Source organism: Elusimicrobiaceae bacterium (genome assembly GCA_028700325.1).
Taxonomy (GTDB): domain Bacteria; phylum Elusimicrobiota; class Elusimicrobia; order Elusimicrobiales; family Elusimicrobiaceae; genus JAQVSV01.
In genome coordinates, this window is sequence record JAQVSV010000003.1 from 38,367 (window position 1) to 62,071 (window position 23,705).

Annotated in this window: 22 protein-coding genes, 1 tRNA gene and 1 pseudogene; 15 read left to right on the plus strand and 9 right to left on the minus strand. The window is 58.8% G+C overall.

Annotation, left to right across the window (positions count from 1 at the left end; translation table 11 throughout):
• Positions 1 to 53: 53 nt before the first annotated feature.
• Positions 54 to 941, plus strand: a complete 888-nt coding sequence (locus tag PHW69_00885) for an alpha/beta hydrolase (GenBank protein MDD4003742.1) — start codon at positions 54 to 56, stop codon at positions 939 to 941.
• On the opposite strand, the pseudogene PHW69_00890 reads toward PHW69_00885, so the two are convergent.
• Positions 928 to 2,064 (minus strand): annotated as a pseudogene (locus PHW69_00890) (glycerate kinase). The gene PHW69_00885 and the pseudogene PHW69_00890 sit on opposite strands and share 14 nt — an antisense overlap.
• Before the next feature lie 67 nt (positions 2,065 to 2,131).
• On the opposite strand from PHW69_00890, the gene PHW69_00895 reads away from it, so the two are divergent.
• The 3 genes from PHW69_00895 to PHW69_00905 are packed head-to-tail and all read left to right on the plus strand — an operon-like array spanning position 2,132 to position 4,984.
• Positions 2,132 to 2,764: a TatD family nuclease-associated radical SAM protein gene (locus tag PHW69_00895; GenBank protein MDD4003743.1), complete on the plus strand. Its 633-nt coding sequence runs from the start codon at positions 2,132 to 2,134 to the stop codon at positions 2,762 to 2,764.
• A gap of 4 nt (positions 2,765 to 2,768) precedes the next feature.
• Positions 2,769 to 3,233 carry a hypothetical protein gene (locus PHW69_00900; protein ID MDD4003744.1) on the plus strand — a complete coding sequence of 155 codons (465 nt, stop codon included), beginning with the start codon at positions 2,769 to 2,771 and terminating at the stop codon, positions 3,231 to 3,233.
• Positions 3,230 to 4,984: a hypothetical protein gene (locus tag PHW69_00905; GenBank protein ID MDD4003745.1), complete on the plus strand. Its 1,755-nt coding sequence runs from the start codon at positions 3,230 to 3,232 to the stop codon at positions 4,982 to 4,984. Before PHW69_00900 ends, PHW69_00905 begins: the two co-directional genes overlap by 4 nt.
• 63 nt (positions 4,985 to 5,047) lie before the next feature.
• On the opposite strand, the gene PHW69_00910 is transcribed toward PHW69_00905, so the two are convergent.
• Both PHW69_00910 and PHW69_00915 read right to left on the minus strand, forming a co-directional pair.
• A complete protein-coding gene (locus PHW69_00910; GenBank protein ID MDD4003746.1) occupies positions 5,048 to 5,341 on the minus strand; it encodes a hypothetical protein in 294 nt (97 codons plus the stop codon).
• Positions 5,329 to 5,709 (minus strand): VanZ family protein, encoded by a 381-nt coding sequence (locus PHW69_00915; GenBank protein ID MDD4003747.1) that lies wholly within the window; start codon positions 5,707 to 5,709, stop codon positions 5,329 to 5,331. Before PHW69_00915 ends, PHW69_00910 begins: the two co-directional genes overlap by 13 nt.
• 132 nt (positions 5,710 to 5,841) lie before the next feature.
• Between PHW69_00915 and PHW69_00920 the strand changes: the two genes are divergently transcribed.
• The 3 genes from PHW69_00920 to PHW69_00930 are packed head-to-tail and all read left to right on the plus strand — an operon-like array spanning position 5,842 to position 7,813.
• A complete protein-coding gene (locus PHW69_00920; protein MDD4003748.1) occupies positions 5,842 to 6,186 on the plus strand; it encodes a hypothetical protein in 345 nt (114 codons plus the stop codon).
• A gap of 29 nt (positions 6,187 to 6,215) precedes the next feature.
• On the plus strand, positions 6,216 to 6,713 hold the full coding sequence (locus PHW69_00925; protein ID MDD4003749.1) for a cyclic nucleotide-binding domain-containing protein: 498 nt from the start codon (positions 6,216 to 6,218) through the stop codon (positions 6,711 to 6,713).
• Complete coding sequence (locus PHW69_00930; GenBank protein ID MDD4003750.1) at positions 6,710 to 7,813, plus strand: AI-2E family transporter; 1,104 nt, start codon at positions 6,710 to 6,712, stop codon at positions 7,811 to 7,813. Before PHW69_00925 ends, PHW69_00930 begins: the two co-directional genes overlap by 4 nt.
• Positions 7,814 to 7,885: 72 nt before the next feature.
• On the opposite strand, the gene rdgB is transcribed toward PHW69_00930, so the two are convergent.
• A complete protein-coding gene (gene rdgB, locus PHW69_00935) occupies positions 7,886 to 8,497 on the minus strand; it encodes an RdgB/HAM1 family non-canonical purine NTP pyrophosphatase (GenBank protein ID MDD4003751.1) in 612 nt (203 codons plus the stop codon).
• Positions 8,498 to 8,515: 18 nt separating this feature from the next.
• Positions 8,516 to 11,233, minus strand: a complete 2,718-nt coding sequence (locus PHW69_00940) for a valine--tRNA ligase (protein MDD4003752.1) — start codon at positions 11,231 to 11,233, stop codon at positions 8,516 to 8,518.
• A 137-nt stretch (positions 11,234 to 11,370) separates the two neighbouring features.
• On the opposite strand from PHW69_00940, the gene PHW69_00945 reads away from it, so the two are divergent.
• From PHW69_00945 to PHW69_00965, 5 genes are all read left to right on the plus strand, one after another.
• Complete coding sequence (locus PHW69_00945; protein MDD4003753.1) at positions 11,371 to 11,745, plus strand: hypothetical protein; 375 nt, start codon at positions 11,371 to 11,373, stop codon at positions 11,743 to 11,745.
• 13 nt (positions 11,746 to 11,758) lie between these two features.
• On the plus strand, positions 11,759 to 14,038 hold the full coding sequence (locus tag PHW69_00950; protein MDD4003754.1) for a YgiQ family radical SAM protein: 2,280 nt from the start codon (positions 11,759 to 11,761) through the stop codon (positions 14,036 to 14,038).
• Positions 14,035 to 14,799: an RNA methyltransferase gene (locus PHW69_00955; GenBank protein ID MDD4003755.1), complete on the plus strand. Its 765-nt coding sequence runs from the start codon at positions 14,035 to 14,037 to the stop codon at positions 14,797 to 14,799. The genes PHW69_00950 and PHW69_00955 overlap by 4 nt, the downstream gene beginning before the upstream one ends.
• Before the next feature lie 73 nt (positions 14,800 to 14,872).
• Complete coding sequence (locus tag PHW69_00960) at positions 14,873 to 16,381, plus strand: mechanosensitive ion channel (protein ID MDD4003756.1); 1,509 nt, start codon at positions 14,873 to 14,875, stop codon at positions 16,379 to 16,381.
• 11 nt (positions 16,382 to 16,392) lie between these two features.
• Positions 16,393 to 18,135, plus strand: a complete 1,743-nt coding sequence (locus PHW69_00965) for a potassium transporter TrkG (protein MDD4003757.1) — start codon at positions 16,393 to 16,395, stop codon at positions 18,133 to 18,135.
• 44 nt (positions 18,136 to 18,179) lie between these two features.
• Here PHW69_00965 and hemW read toward each other — a convergent pair whose 3' ends face one another.
• Both hemW and PHW69_00975 read right to left on the minus strand, forming a co-directional pair.
• Positions 18,180 to 19,325 (minus strand): radical SAM family heme chaperone HemW, encoded by a 1,146-nt coding sequence (hemW, locus tag PHW69_00970; protein MDD4003758.1) that lies wholly within the window; start codon positions 19,323 to 19,325, stop codon positions 18,180 to 18,182.
• A gap of 83 nt (positions 19,326 to 19,408) precedes the next feature.
• Positions 19,409 to 20,161 carry a slipin family protein gene (locus PHW69_00975; GenBank protein MDD4003759.1) on the minus strand — a complete coding sequence of 251 codons (753 nt, stop codon included), beginning with the start codon at positions 20,159 to 20,161 and terminating at the stop codon, positions 19,409 to 19,411.
• Positions 20,162 to 20,381: 220 nt separating this feature from the next.
• Between PHW69_00975 and PHW69_00980 the strand changes: the two genes are divergently transcribed.
• The 3 genes from PHW69_00980 (at position 20,382) to PHW69_00990 (ending at position 21,837) form a co-directional block, all read left to right on the plus strand.
• Positions 20,382 to 21,155: a hypothetical protein gene (locus PHW69_00980; GenBank protein ID MDD4003760.1), complete on the plus strand. Its 774-nt coding sequence runs from the start codon at positions 20,382 to 20,384 to the stop codon at positions 21,153 to 21,155.
• 120 nt (positions 21,156 to 21,275) lie between these two features.
• Positions 21,276 to 21,347: transfer RNA gene (locus PHW69_00985), tRNA-Phe, on the plus strand.
• 76 nt (positions 21,348 to 21,423) lie between these two features.
• Positions 21,424 to 21,837 (plus strand): response regulator, encoded by a 414-nt coding sequence (locus PHW69_00990; GenBank protein MDD4003761.1) that lies wholly within the window; start codon positions 21,424 to 21,426, stop codon positions 21,835 to 21,837.
• A gap of 94 nt (positions 21,838 to 21,931) precedes the next feature.
• On the opposite strand, the gene PHW69_00995 is transcribed toward PHW69_00990, so the two are convergent.
• On the minus strand, positions 21,932 to 23,125 hold the full coding sequence (locus PHW69_00995) for a class I SAM-dependent rRNA methyltransferase (GenBank protein ID MDD4003762.1): 1,194 nt from the start codon (positions 23,123 to 23,125) through the stop codon (positions 21,932 to 21,934).
• A 183-nt stretch (positions 23,126 to 23,308) separates the two neighbouring features.
• Positions 23,309 to 23,705: hypothetical protein (locus PHW69_01000; GenBank protein MDD4003763.1), on the minus strand; the 397-nt coding region annotated here is incomplete at its 5' end.

Here is a 23,705-nt window from a genome sequence, read left to right on the forward strand (position 1 = left end):
GTTCTCCGACGACGATCGTTGAACGCGCGGCCGGTAAAATGATATAAAAAGACATGGTTGATATCTGGATAATCGTCTTGACGGCGTTTCTGCTCGCGCTGCTTATCGCCTGGTCCGCTTACGCCGTAAGTTCCACGGTGATCCATCCCCGGAACCTGCGCAAACCGGTCACGGTATTCCCCGACCAGCTGCATCTGGTGCATGAAAACGTCACCTTCCGCACAGCCGACGGCATAAAACTGTCCGGCTGGTTCATACCCGCGCCGGAAAACTCGGGCAAAACGATCATCGTCCTGCCGGGCCGCGGCCAGAACCGCGGAGAAATTCTGGCCTCCACGCATTTTCTGCGCCGGTTCGGCTTCAACCTGCTGTATTTTGATTTCCGCGGCGCGGGCGACAGCGGTGGCACGACCTCGTCCATCGGCTATCTGGAATTGCGCGATTTCGACGCGGCGTTCGAATTTTTAAAGCGCAACAAAGAGGAAGAGTCGCGCAATATCGGCGTATACGGGCTTTCCATGGGCGGCGCCGTCGCGCTCTATGAAACCGCTAACCGGCCCGAAATAAAATGCGTGGCGGCGGAAGCGGCATTCGAATCTTTTAACAGCATAGTGGCGCGCTACGCCTGGGTCAACAAGAAAACGCCCTATTTCCCGGTCGTGCAGCTCGGCCTGATGCTGATACGCCTGCGGCTCGACGTTGACCCCGAACCGTTCAGCCCGCTGTACCACATTGCGAAAATCAGCCCGCGCCCCATTTTCTTCATAGCCGGCAGCCACGACGCGATCATGCCGGTCAAGGAAGTGGAACGCCTGTTCAGCAATGCACGGCATCCGAAAGAAATGTGGGTGGTGCAGGGCGCGGCCCACGGCAAATGCGCGGAAGTGGGCGGCGAGGAATACAAACAGCGCCTGTCCGCGTTTTTTTCTAAAAACCTTTAAGGATGCGTTTCAATCCTATTGAAAAAGCCCGCCCCAGATAAACGGCGGGTTTTTTCATGGCCTGTGCCGCAGTCGCGCCGGCGTCATCAACCGCGCTGACGGCGCAGGTTATTCCATGCCGGGCAAGCGTCTTGCGGGGCAGATTATCGCGCCCGCCCGCGACGAACAGCACCGGCCTGCTGTGCCTGCGCGCCAGTTCCGCCACGGCGCAGGGCGCCTTTCCGAAAAAAGTCTGCTGGTCGAGAAATCCCTCTCCGGTAACCACGATATCGGCCGCTTTAACGCGCCGCTCCGCATCCAGCAGTTCCAGCACGAATTCCGCGCCCGGCGCGATTTCCGCTCCGCAAAACGCCATCAGCCCCGCCGCCAGCCCGCCCGCCGCGCCGCCGCCGGGCACCGCGCCGATATCGGCGCCCAGATCACGCTTTACCACAAAAGCGACATGTTTGAGCGCGCGCTCCATTTCCAGCACCTGCGCCGGAGTCGCTCCTTTTTGCGGCCCGTACACGGGAGCGGAGCCCTGTTTACCCAGCAGCGGATTGCGCACGTCGGTCACGGCAAAAAATTTCGCTTACCGCACAAGCGTATCAAACCCGGACAGATCTATCTTGCGCAGCCGCGCGGCCGGCCCGATACCGGGCGGGAGTTCCCGCCCCGCGCAATCGAGAAAACGCGCGCCGAGCGCGGCCGCCATGCCCAGCCCCGCGTCGTTGGTGGCGCTTCCGCCCAGCCCGATATATACTTTCCGCGCGCCTTTCTCCAGCGCGTGCGCGATCAGCTCTCCGGTTCCCCGCGAAGTCGCGGTCATGGGACGCAGCGGCCGCTTTCGCACCAGCGCCAGCCCGCTCGCCCGCGCCATTTCAATGAGCGCGACGCCGCTTTTGCGCGCGAACATATAGGAAGAAGCCGTCCTGTCGCCGAACGGGCCGGTAACGCGCAATTTAACCGTTCTGCCGCGCAGACGGAAAGAAAGCGACTCGGCGAACCCGTCGCCCCCGTCCGCAACGGGCATCTGCTCGGTCTCCAGTCCGAATTCGGTTCCGGCGATTTCAGCGAAAAGTTTAGCGGCCGAAGCCGCGCCGAATGATCCTTTATAGGCGTTCGGCGCCAGCAGTATTTTCATTTTTCTCCTTGCGGCGGCATTGCGGGGGCGCGCTTGTTTGCGGCTCAGTAAATGATAGAATAATAATATGAATAAGTCATCCGAATGCGTATACCGGTTCAAGGACGCGGTCTATTTCAATATCACGAACGAGTGTCCCAATTCCTGCGTTTTCTGCATAAAACGGAAATGGGACATGCAGTTCATGGGCCATAACCTGGCGCTCGGCGCACCGCCGCCAGCCGAAGAAATCATCAGCGCGCTTGACGCGGAATTGAAACGCGCGCCGGCGCGCGAGGCGGTTTTCTGCGGGTACGGAGAATCCACGATGCGGCTGGAAACCCTGCTCGCGGTAGGCCGGGCCGCCAAAGCGCTGGGCCTGAAGCTGCGGCTTAACACGGTGGGGCTGGGCAATCTGGTGAACGGGCGCGACATCACGTCCGATCTGGCGGAAGTGCTCGATTGCATAAGCATAAGCCTCAATTCGGCTGATCCGGGCCAATGGAAACAGCTCGTGCGGCCGCTGAAAAAATACGAGGCGGAAGGCTTCGGATCCGTGCTGGAATTCATCCGCCTGTGCGCCGCAAAAATACCGGAAACGGTGGTGACGGCGGTGGAAGATCCCGCTGTTGACATGCGGCTGCTCGAAGCAACGGCCGGGCAGCTGGGCGCGAAATTCCGGGCGCGCCCCGCGCTGGGCGAAAACGGACCGGAAGGCTAGCCTTATGCATACCCGCCGCGCCACTTTCTATACTGCGCTGATCGCCATTTTCGCAGCACTGCTGGCGGTTCCTTCGACTTTTTTTGTGGATTCATTCACCGATTATTTCACGTTTCTCGCGCGCTGGAGTTCCGGCCTGACCCGTTCCGAACAGCTTGATATGACCGCGCCGCCGGCGCATACCGCGCGTTATCGCCCTAAAAAGAAACCGAATGTAAAACTGGTCAGCCTGAAATACCGCACGACCCGCGCCCGCTCGGTACGGCTGGCGGCGGATTTCAACCACTGGAAACCGGAATTCGCGTCTTTCGAAAAAATCGCGGGCAGCGGCTGGCAACTGACGCTGCCGCTCCCGGCCGGACGCTACCGCTACCTGCTGGAAGTGGACGGCGAACTCAAAACCGACAGCGAAAATCCCTTAAGCGAAACTTTCAATGGCAGAACTGTTTCCGTACTGGAGGTAAAATGAAAAGATTTTTTCTCGCGGCCGCCTGCGCGGCGGGTTTGCTGTGCGGCCCGTGCGCGGCCCAGCAGGGAGTAGCCCTGTTGTGGATACCTGAACCCGGCTCCGACATCCTGCCGGTGCTTTCGGAAACCGGCGCGAATCCGGATTTCAAATTCACCGTGGCAATCGCGCCGGAAAACGTAACGGAGCAGGTGAAACCGCGTCTTCAGCAGCTGGAAACGGACGGGCGGGCGGAAACCGCCCTTCGCATAGTCGGAGATCCGCCTCTGCCGCTGCTTTTTTCGCCCCAGAGCGCTGAAGTCGTCTGGCCCGGAAAAACGGACAAGAAGCTCTGGTCCACCCGGCTTGACGAACTTGCGTCCTGCATTTTCAAGGAGCGGAACCTGTTTGAAAAGAAATTCGTCAGCGAACCGCTGGGCTGGGTGCCACAGGCCGGCGGCATAACGCCGGAAATGATCTCGCTCACCAAAGCCTACAGCATGAAGTGGCTCGCCGCCGGCCCGAACGGGGCGGGCGGCAACACCGTGTACGGCGACGATGATATCAGCGTGGTATCGTTCTCGCGAATCGCCAGCACGGCCGCGTTCGCCGAGCTGCTGGGCGGCCGGGAAACGGACTTCGTGTTCGCCGTAATAGATGAAACGCTGCCGCGCGGCGGTGACGAGCCGGACCCCCGGCAGACGCTGCTTTCGCTAATCCGCGAATCCACAGCCACGCCGAACTGGCAGACCGTCTCGCAGGCGCTGGCCGGCGACATTTACAAAGCCTCGCTTGACCCGGAATCTTCCTCATACCAGCCGTGGACCGGCGACTACGCGCTCTGGGCAGGTTCGGCGCGCCAGCAGGGCGCGCTCAGAAGCCTCGACGAAGCCCGGCGCAATTACGGAATTTTCATAAATTCCGGGAGCAATACCCGCGCAGCCGCCGCGCTGCAGCGGGAATTCGATGAAATCCAGTCATCCTCGAACCTGCTGGTGCTTGGCAGCACCGTGCCCGAAACGGGAAACGCGGCCGAGGAAACTTTCAAAACGCGGCTCAAAAGCATCTACCGCAAAATGAACAGGCCGATACCGCCCACTTTGTCGCAGCCGCTTTCGGCTTCCGATGCGGCCTCGGCCGACCTGTCAGCCGCCGCGCCGCAGTCCGCCTCCATGAAAAGCGGGCCCGGCTGGCTGAAAATTGACAATCCGGCGGAGCAGCTGAAACTGCCGGAAACGCTTGCGAAAATGAAAAATCTTTCCGCCGAGGCGTTCAGCGTCGCTTCGTTACAGGCCGAATGGACTGACAGCACGATCACCTTTACGGTTAAATCCGAGTCCGGCGCGGATTTCAAAAACCTTTTTCTGGCGGATCTGTATATAGATCAGAACCATCGCGCGCGCTCCGGGCTTACCGAACTGCTCGACGGCCGCGGCGGGCTCAGAACGTCCCCGGAAGACGCCTGGGAATTCGCCTTCAGCGTGTACGGCGGCGGCGCCAGATTTTACCAGGCCACGCCCGACAAGGCCCTTTTTCTCCGCAGTTATCCGGTCCGGCAAAAAAACGGCTCGCTTTCGTTTGAAGTGCCCCGGACGGATTTGCGCGGCAATCCGGAAAACTGGGGTTACTGCCTGCTGGTAATGGCGTACGACTCAACAGCGAACGACCTTTATTACCCGCTGCAGTTTGACGACAAAACTGCCGTGATAGACACCGTAGCGCTGGACAGACTGGGTTCCACGCTGTACTTTTTCCGGCTTCCCAAAAAATACTGATCCGGACACGCTATTAACAGGGCAGGCCCCCGCAATTGCGGGGGCCTGCCGCATAAAAACCAGTCAGCGTGATGGCGGCGGCCAGCCGGACGCGGAGTCTCGCCGGTCAAGTATTTTCATGACAGTCCACAAAATCACAAGCTCGGCCGTGAAAAGCGCAAGCAGCGGCATCACGAATTTTGCGGGGATCAGCCCGAACGGCAGCAGCGCCAGAAAAATTCCATACCCCAGCACGGAACCAAGAACCAGCAGCCCGAACACCTTGCGGCGAGACCGGAGGTATTGAAGCCGTATCCGCTCCGCTTCCTCCTGCCCGGCGGCCATTTCCATGGCGGATTTTTCTTTCATTTTTTCCATTTGGCAACTCCTGACCGGTGCCGGATATAAAGATACAGCCCGGCGAGCGCGCCCGCCGCGTCAACAGCGACATCCGCCGAACTGCAGAACCGGCCCGGCACAAAGCTCTGGTGATATTCGTCCGTCACGGCGTAAAGAACCGCCAGACAAAGCGCGCAGGCCGCGCGCCTGCGGACCGACAGGCGCGCTCCCGCTCCGGCGCGCGCCAGCAGAACGCACAACACCGCATATTCAAACGCGTGCGCGGTTTTGCGCAACGCATAGTCCCATTCCAGCGGCGTTTTCAGGCCCGGCACCGAAGACAGATAAAAAATCAGCCAGGCCCACACCACCGGCGGACCCGCGTATCCCGGCAGATAGTCCGCCACTGGCTTTAAACCGGAAAATGAATAACCGCGCGGCATCGGTTCATTATCCCAATTTATCAGCCGGACCGCCAGCCGCTCTATTGCTCAAATTGCCAGAAACTGGTTTAATATTGTACTCAATGGAGGCGTAATATGGATATATTAATCTCGGTTCTGTCTGTAATAGTGGTCGGAGCGATGGTCACCGCGGCCGTTTTTTTCATTAACCTTACGCTTCAGCTGCGGGAAACCGCGAAAGCGGTGGAACTGGCGGCAAAATCCGTTGCGGCGGCCACACAGCGGCTGGAGCAGTCAATTGACCGGATTGACGAAACCGCCGCAGCTTATGCGGGGCTGGCAAAATCAGTGGAAGCGCGCGTGGAAAGCACAAAAGAAATGTTTGACGCGGTCAACGCCATCACGCACGGCGCGAAAACCGGCTGGCTTAACCTGGCCAGATTCGCGCTGGGATTTATCACCGGCCTCAAGCGCGCCTGACGCGCGGCAATACCGGGAGGTGTCCGCCAATGAATTCCAATTTCGCGTACAGCATGTTTCTTGACGACGAACAGCGCGCCAAACGCGCCTTTCTCACGAAACTGCCCATTTTCAAAAATCTCCATTACAGCGACTTCACCTATCTCCTGCGCACACTGCAGGAACACACCTATCTGAAAGGCGAAACGCTTTTCGAGGAAAGCGATATCGGGCGCGCGCTGTTCATTGTGATCAGCGGGCGCATAAACATTTACCGCAGCATACCGGGCGGCGGCACGGAAAAAATCGCGTGCGTGGAGCAGGGCGAGCTGTTCGGCGAAATGGCGCTGCTTGAGGAAATGCCCAGAACCGGCAGCGCCGTGGCCGACGAAAACACCCGCGTTTACATGCTGTTTAAAAGCAAGCTGGATTCGCTGCTTTATTCGCATCCGCGCATCGGCGTGGTGATCACGCATTATCTGGCGCAGACACTGTCGGCGCGCCTGCGCGCCCAAATCGAAGCGCAAAACCTGGAACAGATAAAATGAGCACGGACAGGCCAGTATATTTCCAGAAAAAAATCTGGAAACGCACCGAACTCATTATCCCGGGCATAACAGTCCTGGGGCTTCTTGTTCTGCTGATCTCGGTGCGCGGCGCGGCATTTCCGTTTGTCATAAGCATTGCGGTGGCTTATCTGCTTAATCCGGTGGTGGAGTTTTTCGAATCACGGGGAATCAAGCGGGTTTACGCCGTAAGCGGGATCTACCTGTTTTTCGGGCTGCTGTGCATTGTCGCAATGGCGGTGCTGGTGCCGTTCATAAACGCCCAGGCGGCGATAATCGCCAATTCCTGGCCGGAATACATGGCCAAAATGCAGCAGCTGATCATAGAGCTGCAGGAGAAGATTTACCGGTCCACCCCGATCCTGCGCCAGTTCGGCGACTGGAAAACCCTGTTCGCTAAAATTTCAGTCCTGCTGGAACGGCTGCCGGGCTTTTTCATCAGCCTTGTGCCGATGCTGACCACGCTGCTGCTGGTTCCGCTGATCGCGTTTTTCTTTCTGCTTGACGGGCCGTTCATGATTGACGCGCTCAAAAACCTCATCCCGGCAAAATATGTGGAAATAGTGGCGCATATCACCAATGAAATTGACGAATCGCTCGGAAACTACCTGCGCGGCATAATGCTGGAAGCGATGATCCTGTTCGTGCTCGCGCTCGCCGGCCTGTTCTTCATGGAAATCAATTACGCCGTCCCGATAGCCATTATAATGGGGGTCAGCTGTCTGGTGCCGTATGTGGGGCCGGTGGTGGGCGGACTGCTGGGCGCGATAGCGGCGTTTCTGCAGTTCGGTTCACTGATCATGGTGCTGAAAGTATTGCTGTTTTTTGTGGCGCTCCGGTTCATTGACGACTGGTTTCTTCAGCCTCTTATTCTGGAGCGGGCGGTCAAAGTCCATCCGGCCATCATCATTTTCGCGATCATGTCGGGCGCGGAGATGTTCGGCATCTGGGGCGTTATTTTCGCCATGCCGGTTACCTGCATAGCCAAGGTGCTCATCAGCATCGCGTTCGAACTGCAGCGCACGGAATTCGCGTGGAAGCCAAAACCTGAACCGACCCGGGTAAGTATTCCCTACCTGTAACTCTTTTTCACATTCTTCGGCCCCCGCTGCGAGCTGCACCGGGGGCCGTTTAAATTACAGCGCGCCAGACAGTCACTGCGCGCAATTGCGGGCTCCGTCCGCGTAAATCTTGAGATGTTTAGCCATCAGCCGCACCGCGTTGAAGCGGTGGCTCAGCCTGTTTTTTTCTGGAGCAGGCATTTCCGCCAGAGTGCTGGCATACCCGTCCGGCGCGAAAAGCGGATCATATCCGAACCCGTTCGTTCCGCGCGGCGCGGCCGTTATAACGCCTTCAAGCACGCCCGCCTCCGTGATGACAGTTCCGTCCGGCGAAGCCAGCGCCATCACGCACCGGAACCGCGCGGTGCGTTTTTTTGCGTGCGCCATAAGCTGGAGCAGTTTGCTGTTGTTGGCGGCATAGTCCCGTTCCGGCCCAGCGAACCGCGCGCTGAAAACACCGGGCGCGCCGCCGAGCGCGTCCACCTCCAGCCCCGTATCGTCTGCCAGCGCCCACAGCCGGCAGTTCATGGCGGCGGCGCGGGCTTTGATGACGGCGTTTTCAGCGAGCGTCAGCCCGTCTTCCGGCGGCATCTGAAACCCGGGGAAATCACGCAGCGTGAGATACTCCAGCCCAAGCTCCGGCATCAGCGCCGCCAGTTCCCGCGCCTTATGCTCGTTTTCCGTTGCGATGAGAAGTTTTTTCATGGCAGTTGCGCCGCGCTCCTAACCGGCAAGATCAGCCATCGCCGTTTTCACCTGTCCGGCCTTGTGTTCGGCTTCGGCCAGCCGCAGCCGCATGGACGCGACCTGATCGGCCGGAGCCTTTTTCACGAAATTTTCGTTTTCCAGCCGGGTCCTGCACAACTCGACTTCTGTTTCCAGCTTCTCCATTTCCTTGACCAGACGCTCGCGCTCCTTGCCCATATCTATGATTCCCTCGAGCGGAATATAGATGGAAAGGTCCTTGAACACCGCCGTGGCCGACTGGCGCGGTTTTTCCACGTCAAGCCCGATATCGAACCCGTCGAGCCGCGCCAGCAGGGCGATATAATCCGCGTTCTGCCGCACGGTCAGCAGCGTGCCGCTGGTTTTAGCCGACATGATGACGCGCAGCTTCAGGCCCGGCGGCACGTTGAAATGCGAGCGCACCGTCCGCAGCGAAGTGGTGGCGCCCATGATGAGCTCCATTTCCGTGGCGGCGGTTTCATCGAACCAGTCCTGCCGCACGGCGGGATACCGCTCCTCCAGCAGATAGCGCGCTTTCGAGTCGGTATACGGGCGCAGCGCCGCCGCAAGCTCTTCGGTTATGTAGGGCATGAACGGATGCAGCGCCTTGAGCGTGCCGTAAAGCACATACACAAGCACCGCAAGCGCTTCTTCCTTCTCCGACTCGTTTTGCAGGCGCGGTTTGGCAAGCTCGACATACCAGTCGCAGTACGCGCCCCACAGAAAATGATACAGGTCAACCGCCGCGCTGGCGAGATCGAAATTCTCTATGTCGGCGCGCGCGTCGCGCACGGCAGTCATGTAGCGGTCCACGATCCAGCGGTCGCTCAGGCTGGAAAATTTCCCCGGCAGTTTCAGCTCGCGCGGAGTTTCCGGCAAATGCATCATCACGAACCGCTGGGCGTTGTATATTTTGTTGCAGAAGTTGCGCGCGCCGGTGATGGACTCCTCCCCGAACGGGATATCCTTGCCGGGGAAGGCCTGCGCAAGCAGGGAAAACCGCACCGCGTCCGTTCCGTATTTGGCGATAAGATCCAGCGGATCAACCACGTTGCCGATTGATTTCGACATTTTCTTGCCGTGCTTGTCGCGCACTATGCCATGAATGTACACGTCCTTAAACGGCACGTCGCCCATGAATTCCAGCCCCATCATCAGCATCCGCGCCACCCACAGATAAATGATCTCGTAGCCGGTTACCAGCACCGAAGTCGGGTAATAAAAATCCAGTTCCGGGGTTTTCTCCGGCCAGCCAAACACCGAAAACGGCCACAGCGCGGATGAAAACCAGGTGTCCAGCACATCCGGATCCTGTAGAAGGTCCTGGCCGCCGCAGCAGGGGCACTTTTCCGGCCTGTCATATGACACGATCGGCTGCGCGCCGTGCGCGAACGACACCCGCGACAATTCGCCCGCGGCGTTATAAACCAGCCCTCCGTGCGAACAGGTTTTGCAATACCACACCGGTATGCGGTGACCCCACCAGATCTGGCGGGAAATACACCAGTCCTCGATATTGCGCAGCCAGTCAACAAACGGTTTTTTCCAGGCCGCCGGGTGGATTTGCACCCGGTCCGACACCGCCGCCCGGATCGCCGGCTCCGCCAGTTCCTTCATATGCACGAACCACTGCTCGCTCACCATCGGTTCAATGGGCTGGTGACAGCGGTAACAGGTGCCTACCCCGTGGCCGTGGTGTTCCTCCTGGACGAAAAAGCCCGCTTCGGTCAGGTCGGCAATAATCCGGTGACGGCACTTGCCCCGCTCCAGACCCAGATACGGGGCACAGCAGCCGATCATGCACCCGTCATAATCAATCACCTTGATCACTTCTAGATTGTGACGTTTGCCTATCTCGAAATCCACCGGGTCGTGCGCGGGAGTCACTTTAACGGCGCCCGTTCCGAACTGCATGTCCACCTCGTCATCGCCTACCACCGGGATCAGCCGGCCGGTCAGCGGCAGCCGCAGTTTTTTCCCGATCAGCGCGGCATAGCGTTCGTCGCCGGGGTTGACCGCGACAGCCGTATCGCCCAGCATCGTTTCAGGCCGGGTTGTGGCGACTATTATCTCCCCGTCGCCCTCCGCGAACGGATAGCGGATATGCCAGAGCTTGGAGTTCTGCTGTTCGTGTTCCACCTCTATGTCGGACAGCGCGGTCCCGCACCGCACGCACCAGTTGATCATGCGCTCGCCGCGGTAGATATATTTCTTTTCCCACAACCTGCGGAAACTTTCGAAAACGGCCCGCCCGCGCGTTCCATCCATAGTGAAACGCACGTTATCCTTGCCCAGATCAAGCGCGCAGCCCAGCTTGTTAAGCTGGCCCAGTATGGTGCCGCCGCATTCCTCATACCAGCACCACAACTGCTCGATGAATTTTTCCCGGCCCAGATCGGTGCGCTTTAACTTGCGCTCCCTGGAAATCTTTTTTTCCATCACCGTCTGGGTGGCTATGCCGCCGTGGTCGGTGCCGGGCACCCAGAACGCCTCCGACCCGAACATCCGGTTCGCGCGCACAAGCGCGTCCTGCAAAGTGTCGTTGAGCGCGTGGCCCATGTGCAGCGCGCCGGTTATGTTGGGCGGCGGAATGACTATGACGAAAGATTTTTTGCTGCTGTCCTGCGGAATATGGGAAACAAAAAGCCGGTCTTTCTGCCACAGTGCGGCCAACTTTTCCTCAACAGGCTGCGGTTCATAGGTTTTGGGAAGCATAATAATCTCTCGCTGTTTTTTATGCCGCCGGTTAACCCGGCAGGCACTTGTTTATGATATTTTAGAACTTAATGGCCTTATAATGCAAAGCGCCCGGTTCCGCCAAACAGGCGGGATATTTTGATATCATTTTATATATGGATGAACATGCCCTGCGCATTATTCCGTCCGGCCCGGCCCGTCAGCCGGGCCCGGACGAAGCGATAGAGCCCGAAATACTCGAACCCGGCATGCGGCCGGACTTTGCCGAGGGAGCGGAAGAGCCGCGCGTGTATTCTTGCGGCTCCGCGCCGAAACGCGGCCTTGTGTCCGCCGTGCTCGGAGGCGCGGCCGGCCTGGCGCTGGCTGTTGCGGCCGGCCTGTTTTTCCTGATAGTGGCGGGCACGGCAATAATTATTGCGGCATTTTACGGTCTGGCAAAACCGGTGCTGGCGTTGTTCGGCATCCGCGCCAGCCCGGCGATGAACATTAAAACCTTCCGGTTCGGATCTCGCGGATTCGGCGGACACTGACAACAGGACACTTATGACTCTGGCTTTTCTGCCCGTAACTCAGGAAGAAATAAAACAGCTCGGCTGGGATTATGTTGACGTAGTGCTGGTTTCCGGCGACGCCTATGTTGACCATCCCAGCTTCGCCGCCGCCGTGATAGGCCGCAACCTTGAGGATCTGGGCCTGCGGGTAGCCATCCTGCCGCAGCCGCGCTGGGCCGGGCCGGATGATTTCCGGCGGTTCGGGCGGCCGCGCCTGTTTTTCGGAATCAGCGCCGGCAATGTGGACTCGATGATCAACCATTACACCGCCGCGAAAAAACCGCGCTCCGACGACCAGTATTCTCCGGGCGGACAGGCGGGCCTGCGGCCGGACCGCGCTTCGATCGTTTATTCCCAGCTGGCGCGGCAGGCGTACCCCGGAGTGCCGGTGGTGCTGGGCGGGGTGGAAGCGTCGCTGCGCCGCGCGGCGCATTACGATTTCTGGAGCGATACGGTAAAACGCTCCATCCTGCTCGACTCGAAAGCCGATATCCTGGTATACGGAATGGGAGAATATCCCGTGCGCGAAATTGCCATGCGGCTGAACGCCGGACAGGATGTCAAAACAATAAGGGATCTGCGCGGCACCGCTTTCGCGCTCGGAGCCAACGAAGCGCCCGATCTGGCAACAGCCGCAGCGCTGCCGTCTTTCGAAAGCGTGAAAACCGACTTCAAAGCGTTCAACCTGGCCACAAAACTCATTCTGGAGAACACCAACCCGCTCAGCGCGCAGCCGCTGGTGCAGTATCACGACAAACGCGCGGTGGTCATCAATCCGCCGGCGCTGCCGCTTACGGAAGCGGAAATGGACGCCACTTATTCGCTGCCCTACAGCCGCGCTCCGCACCCGGTTTACCGGGCACCCGTGCCGGCGTTCGAGATGATACGGGATTCCGTCACCATCCACCGCGGCTGTTTCGGCGGGTGCGGGTTCTGCTCGCTTACGCTGCATCAGGGGCGGATTATCCAGACCCGCAGTGAAAAATCAATCATCGCGGAGCTGAAGCTTCTGGCCGCACGGCCGGGGTTTCACGGCATCATTTCCGATCTGGGCGCGCCGACCGCCAACATGTACGGCCTCAACTGCAAAAACCCCGCCGCGCGCAAACGCTGCCGCAGAACCTCCTGTCTGTATCCCGGGGTCTGCCCCAATCTGGACACCTCGCACACGAAACTGTTCCACCTGCTTGACGAAGCCGCTAAAATAAACGGCATCAAAAAAATACTCATTAATTCCGGCATCCGCATGGATCTGGCGATTCTCAACCCCGAATACATCAAACGGCTCGCATGCAGGCACACCGGCGGACAGTTAAGCGTCGCGCCGGAACACATCTGCCCCGACGTGCTCCGGTATATGCAGAAACCGCCGGTCGAAACGTGGGAACAGTTCGACCGGATTTTCAGCGAAGCCAGCTCGGCCGCCGGGAAAGACCAGTTTCTCGTGCCGTATTTCATCGCCGCGCACCCCGGCTGCGGGCTGAGCGGCATGATAGATCTGGCGCTGTATCTCAAACGCAACGGCTACCACCCGCGCCAGGTCAACGATTTCATTCCGTCGCCGATGGACTATGCCACCGCGATTTATCACACCGGAATGGACCCCTTCACCAGCCGCGAAGTTTTTGTGGAAAAAACGGAACGCGGCAAAAAACTCCAGCGCGCGCTGCTGCAGTTTTTCAAGCCGGAGAACAAACCGCTTGTCATTCAGGCCTTGCGGCTGGCAAAACGCATGAACGACGCAAGCGAGCTTATTTCCGCCGCGCCCGGCCAGAAATTTCTGCTCCGCAAGCAACAGGAGCGGAAACAGGAAAAAGCCGTGCGCGACGGCACCGCCCGGCCCCATGACAACAGCTGCCGCGGCAATGCCGGACATAACCGGCCCCGCAATTGCTCGCCAACCGCCCGGCCTGACCGGCGCGGCGGACAGCGTTGCGCCCGCGCTACGCGATATGACGCAACCCGGCGCGCGCCCGCCGCAGCGCCGGACGCGCGGCAGTCCGGTCCGCGCCGCAGCCCGCCAGCCGGCCATTCCGGCCGGGCCGCGCACGATAAACCGTTTTCGGGCGGCAAGGGTGACAGGCGCGGATCAAAAAATCCGTCCGCGCAGCCCGCGCGACACCCTGACGACACCGCGCGCGAGCCGAAAAAATCAATGCGCGAACTGATCCGCGAATCGGACAGCAGGCCCGGCAAAACCAAACGCCGCAATGAGCAGGACGAGCGAGCCGCGCCCGGCAAACACAGGCCCTTTGACAAATTCAGAAAATGAACCCGGCTATCTCCATAAAAACAGTGCTTGTGCGGCCACGCAATTCGCTTAACGTGGGCGCCGCGGCGCGGGCGATGGCTAATTTCGGGTTGTCCGAACTGGCACTGGTGGATCCGTACGAACCGACGTGGGATGCGGTCGTCTCGGCCGTGGGCGCGGAAGAAATAATAAAAAACGCGCGGCTTCATAAAACCGTGGAAGAAGCCGTGGCGGACTGCCATCTCGTACTCGCCACCACCGCCGGCCAGCGCAGAATGCCGGACCGGGACGTGGTACTGCTTGATACCGCCGCGGAATTCATTGAAAAACGCGCGCGGCCCGGCATATTCAAGACAGCCGTTCTGTTCGGCTCCGAAAAAACCGGCCTGACCAACGAGCATATCGCATTTTCCCACGCGCTGCTCAATATACCCACTTATCCGGGCCAGCCGTCCATGAATCTGGGGCAGGCGGTGGCGGTGACCTGCTACGAACTGTCCAAAACCTCCGGCCGCACCCGCGCGCTGACGCGCGCCGGCGGATCGGCGGCCGTGACCGTTGCGGATATCGAGCGGCTGGCGCGCGACATCAACCGGGTATTCCGGCTGACCTCGATAGAATCCGGCGCGAGAGAAGAAACGCGTCTGAAACGAATCCGCCGGGTACTGTTCGAGCTGAATCTGTCGTATGACGGGCTTAAATACGCGCGGTCGCTCGCGTCAAAAATCCAGGCGCGGCTTGACTCCATCGAAAAAGCCGCGAACGAACCCGAAAGCGCATGAAATTTTTTGTAGAATAAAACCAATAATCGGAGTATCGGCGCAATGCGCCGGGGAGCCTGAAATGTTTAGCGGCATGAATTGGCGGATCTGGAAAACCGGAGCGGCGCTCGCCGCGTTGCTGGCGGGTTTCTGCGCGCAGGCCCCATTTGCTTTCGCCGCGCCGGACGCGCCGTCAAAAGCGGTACGCATAGGCGAAGTGGCTATTTTCGAAATGGTGCAGGGCACCACTCGCTATATCACTGTGGAGGAAAGCGCGGATCTGGCCAACACCCGCATAAAAACCCTGCTGGCCGACACCGTCACCGGGCCGGACGAGATCCGGCTGGAGGAACGAGCAGGAGCGTTTTACATAATGGCCGGCACCGCCACGATCGCCATACTGACTCCGGAGATGACCGGCCTGGACATAGAAGCCACCCGCGCGCAGGCCGGCGAAATCACCGAAAAAATACGCCGGGAATTCGAGCTCCTGAAAAAACGCGACATAAGCGTTTCCCTGCTGACCAAGTTTTTCGTTTCGTTCGTATATCCGCTGCTGATGGTGGCACTGCTGGTGGGCCTGCGGCTTTTATACAGAGCGCTGCTGCATGTCATTTACCGGATAGAGGAAGGCATAAAAATCGGGCAGTTCGAGCTTATTTCGCCGCACCGGCTGCGGATCTCGCTTAAAATAGCGCTGATCACGGGCATTTGCGCCGTCATTCTGGTGACGGTCTATATCTTCCTGGCGGTCACGTTCTACTATTTCCCGGTCACCCGCAGTTACGCGCTGAGCATGTACTGGTTCACGAAAAGCGTCTGGTCGGCTTTCACGCACAAGCTGGTGCTGGTGGCCTGGCGCATTCTGGCAGCCGCGTTCATAGTGGGCGGCGCGCTCGCGCTTGTCAACACGGTTGACAAGCTGTTCGATGAAATCGAGCTCGGCCGGGTGCAGCCGACCTCGTTCATCAAAATCGAGCATATAGACATATTCGAGTATCTGGCCAAGGCCGCGATAGTGCTTTTCGCCATAACGCTTATTATCCTGCTGTTGCCCGGCCGGGGCAGCAACGTGGGGATGGTGGTGCTGGCTTTTCTGGGCCTGTCCGTTTCGTTCGGCTTCGTGCCGGTGCTGAAAAACGCGGCGGCCGGGTTCCTGATCGCTTTTTCAAAATCGCATCACAAAGGCGCGGTGCTCATCATTGACCAGCAGGAAGCCGCGATCATGCGCACGGGCGTGTTTTTCACGTCGCTGCGGTTTGCCAGCGGCGAAATCCACCAGCTGCCGAACAGCCAGATTCTAAAGGGCCGCACGCGCCTTACGCCCAACGGCGACATCATCACCTGGGCCGGCTGCATACGGGTGGCGCACGACTATCCCGTTTCCGAAATACAGGAATCGCTGGAGGAGTGGTCGGCCGGCTGGAGCGGCAAAGCGATGGTGCGGATCAGCGGCATAGACAACGGACATGTGCGGTTCGAAATAAAGATGCCGTACCTGCAGTCCAGTTCCGAGGTGTTCCTGCCCGCGGCGTTTGACGGCCTGCGCGAGACCATGCTCGAGAAAAAGGCCGACCTGTTAAGCTTCGCCCTCAAGTCCTGACGGGCGCTGATATGCCACAGCGAATTTTACCGGCGTTATACCGTGTCATCCAGTCGCTGATGTTTGCGATAGGAACCATAGCCACGGCGGCGCTTGTTTATGAATACGGGTTCGGCATGCCGGACAACTGGTACGCCCGTGCGCACCAGTATGAATTCACCGCCGCCTATGTATTCTGTTTTCTGCAGCTGCTGAAATTGCTGCTCGTGCAGCATCCGATCCGTTACCTGCGCAAGCACTGGCTCCAGTTTACCCTGGTGCTGCTGATGCTGTTCCAGCTGGCGGCGGGGATCGGGATCAGCATGTCGCCGGAATACAAATACCTTGAGCAGCATTATGGCCAGGTGCCGCTGTCCTCGATCTCGCTGGCATTCGTGCAGTTATATTTCATCATCGCCGCGTTTATCGGCTCGGCGGCCTTCCACCGGCTGCTTGCCCGGCTGCGCATGCAGCCGGTGTTTATGGTGGGGACAAGTTTCGCGTCGCTTATCGCGCTGGGCGCGGTATTTTTAAAATTTCCGAAATCAGTCAATCCCGGCCAGCATATAAGCTGGACTGACGCGTTCTTCACCGCCGCCAGCGCGGTTTGCGTAACAGGCCTTGGCACCGTTGACACCGGCACGACCTTCTCGCTGTTCGGGCAGATTGTCACGCTGCTGCTGTTTCAGATAGGCGGGCTGGGCGTTATCACGTTCACGGCGTTCATGGCGTTTTTCAGCGGCGCGGGCATTTACGGCGACAACGCTAAAAAAATCATGGTCATTCTGGACGAGGACCAGCACAGCGCGGGCCGGGTGCTGTTTAAAATCATCGCCGCCACGCTGGCCATCGAAGCGATAGGAGCGTGGCTGCTCTATCACGGCTGGCGCAACGAAATTTCAGACCCGCTCATGCGCGGCTATTTCGCGCTTTACCACAGCGTTTCCGCGTTTTGCAACGCCGGGTTCGGGCTTTACTCCGACAGCCTGTTCCGGTTCCGCGCCGACACCGCTGTAATGCTCTGCTTCTGCTGCCTGATAACGCTGGGCGGGCTGGGCATGCCGGTTCTGTTTAATGCGCCCGGCTCGCTAGCAAAAGCCCTGCGCGGACGCTTTGATGAAATCCCCGCGCACTTCAAGGCGGTTGTGGGGATCAGCGCCTTTATGATAATAGCCGGAACAGCCGCTTTTTTCGCGCTGGCCGGGCCGGGATTCATGGAAGGTTTCAGCCTGAAGGAAAAATTCCTTTCCGCGCTGTTTCTTTCAATCACGACCCGCACCTGCGGATTCGCCACCGTTGATCTAGCCGGAATAAGCGCCCTGGCGGCGGGGCTGTTTGCGCTGTACATGCTTGTTGGCGGTTCGCCCGCATCCACGGCGGGCGGAATCAAGACAACGGGTGCCGGCGTGCTGTGCGCCGCAGCCTATAAAAAATTATTCCGGAAACCGTATGAAGCGGTGCGGCTCGCCGGCGAGATTGTCATCGGCAAAACCGTGCGAAAAGCGCTGGTTATCGCCGCAGTGTTTCTGGGCGTGGCGGCGTGTTCCGTAATGCTGCTTGCGCACCTTGAGACCTTCCCGCTGAAAAAAATTGTTTTCGAGGTTTTTTCTGCGATCGGCACGGTAGGCCTGTCCATGGGAATAACGCCGCTGCTTTCCTGCGCTTCGAAATGGACGCTGATCCTGTGCATGTATATCGGGCGGGTTTCTCCGGGCATTATCGTCATACTGATCAACAACCGCGATCAGGAAAAAGAAGACATCATTCTTGGCTAAGCGGCCCGCGGCTTCACTCGCCATTACCGCACCACCGGCCAAGGTTAAAACGGCTCCACGAACTCCCGGAAGACGCTGTTGGAAAGATAAAGCCCTTCAGAAGAAAGCCGGACGGCATGGCCGGTCCGCTCAAGCAGGCCGGACGCCTCCAGTTCCTCAAACTGCCGGGCAAAAGCGTCTTCCATTTCGGGCGTGACGGTTATGCCGCATAACATCCGCAATCCCAGTATGATACGCTCGCCGAGCGCGGCTTTGCCCGCCAGCCGCTCGTGAAACCGCACAGCCGGAGAAACCGCGCGCGACGGACAGATGCTCCCGCGCACCGCAATATGACCTCCTGAAAACGCGCCCAGATATTCGTCCAGCACGGCGGTATTGACCGTGCGCTCTCCGCGCAGATAAGACGCGGCGGAACAGCCCAATCCCATATATTCTCCTCCGCGCCAGTAATTCATGTTATGGGCGGACTGGCGGCCCGGCAGCGCGAAATTTGAAATCTCGTAATGCTCATAGCCCGCGGCGGCAAGCAGTTCGCGGGCGGCATCATACTCGGCGCGCGCGAGCTCGTCGTCCGGCGCGACGCCGCTGTCATGAAATAACGTGCCTTCCTCCACGCTGAGCGCGTAAAGCGAAATATGCTCCGGTTTCAAAGCCGCAAGCCTTTTAAGCTCCGCGCGGAAAGCGGTTTTGCCGCGCCGGGCGACTCCGGTGATCAGGTCGGCGTTGATATTGTCGAATCCGTTTTTGCGAAGCGCGGAAAACACGCGCTCGAAATCCGCGCCGGAATGCGCGCGGCCGAGGAATTTAAGAACCGCGTCGTCGAAAGACTGAAGGCCCAGGCTCACCCGGTTAAACCCGCCGGTTTTTACCGCCCGGATTTTCTCCGCCGTGAAAGTTTCCGGGTTGGCTTCGAACGTGCTTTCCGAAAATCCGCCCGGCGCCTTGAAATGCGCTGCGATAACAGCGCAAAGTTTTTCTATCCGCTCCGCGCTGAGCAGGCCCGGCGTGCCGCCGCCAGCATACAAAGTGTCCGGGGCGATACGCGCGCCGTCCGGCGCGTAAAACCCGGCTTCGCGCTCCAGAGCGGCGAGATATTCGCCGGCCTGGTCCAGCCGGTCAGCGAACGAGACGAACGAGCAGTACGCGCATTTGCGCGCGCAGAAGGGAATGTGGATATACAGGCCGGCCATATTCCATTATCCCAAATTTACCCGCCGCCATAAACAAAAAGCCCCGGCTCGCAATGAGCCGGGGCTTGACCGCAAAACAGCGGTTATTTCTTTTCCACCAGCTTGTCGCCCAGTTTATTAAGCGTTTCAAACAGATTGACGGGGATCGGGAACAGCGTAGTTGAATTGTTCTCGGTCGCTATTTCAGACAGGGTCTGCAGATACCGCAGCTGGATCGCCGCCGGGTTCTGGCCCAGAATGATGGCGGCTTCAGCCAGTTTCTGCGCCGCCTGCTGTTCGCCTTCGGCGTGAATTACTTTGGCCCGTCTTTCCCGTTCGGCTTCGGCCTGACGGGCGATCGCGCGCTGCATCTCCTGCGGCAGGTCCACATTCTTTACCTCTACGCTAGACACTTTAATGCCCCACGGCTCGGTATGCAGATCAAGAATCTGCTGGAGGCTCTTGTTGATTTTGTCGCGGTTGGCAAGCAGATCGTCGAGCTCTTCCTGGCCCAGGATACTGCGCAGCGTCGTCTGCGCCAGCTGGCTGGTGGCGTAAATGTAGTTTTCCACATTAAGAACCGCCGCCTGCGGGTCAACCACCCGGAAATAGATAACGGCGTTGACGCGGACGGATATGTTGTCGCGCGTGATCACATCCTGCGGCGGCACGTCCATCACCACCACGCGGGTGCTCATCCGGAACACCTGCTGAATGCCGGGAATCACAAAAATGAGCCCCGGCCCCTTGACTCCGCTGAACCGCCCCAGCGTAAGCACCACGGCGCGCTCATATTCGTTAAGCACGCGCAGGCACATGAAAACAAAAACTATCACTATTATCAACAGAAGACCCATATCACACTCTCCTTTTAACCCGCTCAGTTTAACTTCATATTGCGCATGATGCCAGGCAGCGCCTTCACACCCTGATCCGGAAACAGGCGTTTATCAGGCGCGCCACAACAGCAGTCTAGCAAAATAACGCCGCCGCGCCAAATGCGGCGGCTCTGGATCGCGCGCACGCAAAAACACCGCCTTTACTCCGCCGCCGATAAAATTTACAATACTGATCATTATGAAAAACCAGCTAAGAACCGTCATTGCCGCGTTCATTGTTTTCTCCGGGCCGGCATTCTGTTCAGACACCGTTGCGCCCGCGGAAAAAATCATTTCCTGTTCCGCGGAAATGGATGTGGTTTCAAAGTATGTCTGGCGGGGAATACCGCTTTCCGCAAAAGAAGCCTATCAGCCGTCGGTTAATATCGCCGCTTACGGGTTCAATGCGAACATCTGGTTCAATTACAGCGTGGAACAGCCAAATTTCAACAAATTCAGCGAGGCGGATTTGAATTTTTTCTATGAACGGGAATGGGCGGGCCTGGTCATAACACCCGGATACGTTCAGTATGCCTATCCGGCCGCTTTGCCTTATGGCGAAGGCTATATCAAACTGTCCTGTCCGCTCGGTTCCGTCAGCGTTTTCACGAGCCAGAACATATCCGTGCTGGGCACTTACGCGCCGGGCGCGTATTACGGCGACGCCGGCCTGAGTTACGGCAGGACGACGCAATCGCTTGACTGGAAAATTTCCTCCTCGCTAGGCTGGGCAAACGGCAAATTCAACGCCGTGAATTATGTCGGCGGCGCGGGCGGTATATACGGGCAGAGCGCGTTTAACATGATCGCGCTGGACGGGTCCGCCACCTTCCGGCCGCAGGAAAGCCTATACATAAGGCCGCACCTTGCCTATTACCGGACGCTGTCAGGCGGACTGCGCGACGCCATGTCCGCTTCCGCGCTGCAGCGCGACAACCTTGTTATCGGCATCGCAATCGGCGCCCTGTTCTGAACCTGGCCTGCGCGCCCGCACGTCGCTGGCCGGGCGGCTTGCGCGACGGCACGCCCCCGGCGTGCGCTCTTGTAATCCGTGCCATAAATTTGTTTAATATATACGCTTAACAGCTGGATTGCCGCGGTAGCTCAGTGGTAGAGCAATGGTCTGAAAAACCATGTGTCGTTAGTTCGATCCTAACCCGCGGCAATCCATTTTTCTGCCTTTTTACGGAAGTTTAACCTATCCGCTGTTGAAAAAATTACCTTTTTGCTATACTTACAGTATGAATAAAACTATCCTGATTGTAGATGACGACGAAATTATCAGGACTCTCGTTTCCGAAATCCTCAAGGCCGCCGGATATCGGACCGATACCGCCATCAACGGGCGCGACGCGGTTGACAAAACTCTTGTCAGTTCGCCCGATTTAATCCTGCTCGATATAGTCATGCCGGAAATGAACGGTATTGACGCCTGCCGCGCGCTGAAAGCGAACCCCGCGACAAAAAACATTCCGATCATAATGCTCAGTTCCGCGGGACAGATCACCGAAATCGAGGAAGCCCTGTCCGCCGGCGCGATCACTTATGTGGCCAAGCCGTGCGAACGCGACCGGATAATTCACATCATAGAAGACACTCTTAATCCGCCAAAAGAAGCCGAATGGCTTAAAGTGCAGCGGCCGAAAAAATCCTGAGCCGGCATTTGCGCGGAACCGGCGCTCCTGCCTAAAAAAATTCAGCCCCCCGATAAATAATTATCGGGGGGCTTTGCGCCGTATCGGCAGATTATTAATGCACCCGCAGCAGCGCGCCGTTGAGATACGCGGTTTCCGGCACGCCCACCCGAACAGGATGGTCCTTCGCCTGCATCCCGGTCCACAGCAGCGTGGCGCGCCGCCCGCTGCGCGCGGCGGCGACGTTTATGATATCCATGAACGCTTCGCGGCTGACGTGATGCGAGCAGGTGAACGTAGCCAGCAGTCCGTCCTCCGGCAGGCCGGTAAACGCGGCGGCGTTGAGCATGATGTAATGCTGGCGCGCCTGCGGGAAATTCTTGCGGCCCTTTACGAGATTGGGCGGATCAAGCACCACGAAATCCGGCATTTCGGGAAGCTCGCCTTTTTTAAGAGCGGACAGCGCGCGTTCCGCGTCCTCGCGGTGAAACACCGCCCTGTCGGCCACTCCGTTCCGTTCGGCGTTTTTGGAGGCGAACTCAACCGCCTGCGCCGACGAATCTATCCCGAACACTTTTTCCGCGCCGCATTTTGCCGCCTTGATGCCGAACCCGCCCGCATAAGAATACAGATCAAGCACGACGCGCCCTTCAAAATACGGAGCGAGCGCGTCGCGGTTGTCGCGCTGGTCATAATAGAACCCGCTTTTCTGGCCGGACATCAACGGCACTTCGTATGCCACGTCGCCCTGCTCCACAACCGCTGTTTCGGGAAATTCGCCTTCCGGCGCGGCCGGCAGGGTGGACAATCCCTCCAGTTCCCGGAACGGGCTTTCGTTATTGAAGTGAAGGCCGGCGGGCTTGAAAATCTTTTTCAGCGCGGCGGTTATTTCCGGCTTGTGCAGTTCCATTCCCGCCGACTGGATATTAACCGCCAGATAATCGCCGTACCGGTCAACAATAAGCCCGGGCAGGCAGTCCGCCTCGCCGTAGCATACACGGCAGAACTTGCGATAGCCCATGTCCGACCGGTAATCGTAGGCCGCGCGCAGGCGCGCCTGAATGAAATTGTCCTCCAGCTCCACGCCCGGCGCGGTGAGCAGGCGCACCGCTATCAGGCTGTGCGGATTGAAATACCCGGTACCCATGTCACGGCCTTCGGCGGACATTACGCGGCACAACCCGCCCGGCTCGGCTTTCCGGTCGAACGGCTCCAGCTCGTTCGAAAATACCCAGCAATGCCCGTGCGCGATACGGCGTTCCTCGCGCGCTTTAAGTTTAAGTTCCGGCAGATTAGCGGTTTTTTCCATGTTATCCTCGCAACAAAACAACCTTGACGCTGAATTTTCCCGGCCGGAACAATTAGCAACCGCGTTTTCACCGCGACGTTTGCGCCTGGCAATTTCAACATACCACCCGGCGCAGCCGCCGCGCCATGCGCGTTCAGCCCCGTCGGCGGGACACCTGGCCGGACGCTGCCGCCCGGCAAAGCTCTATTCTTCCTCCGGCTCCGCGCCTTCGCCCGGCTTGATCGGAGAACCCGGCACCGTCAGCGGAATATTATCGGCGCACAGCGGGCATTTGTGCGGAGGATAAACCTGAAGCGGATAAGACAGCAGCGCCCGCACCGGCACGGTCAGCGCGAGATCACCGGTGGAACGGTCCACAATACCCGCCACGCCGATAACTTTCGCGCCGTAACGCTGGGCCAGCACCACCGCCCGGCTGGTCAGGTTGCCGGTCGTGATGACATCGTCCACGACCAGCACCCTGTCGCCGGACTCTATTTTGAAGTTGCGTTTGAGGATAAGCCCGCCAGGCGTTTTTTCCGCGTAAATCGCGCGGCAGCGTTTAACCCGCGCCACCTCCTGGGCTATCACCGCGGTGCTG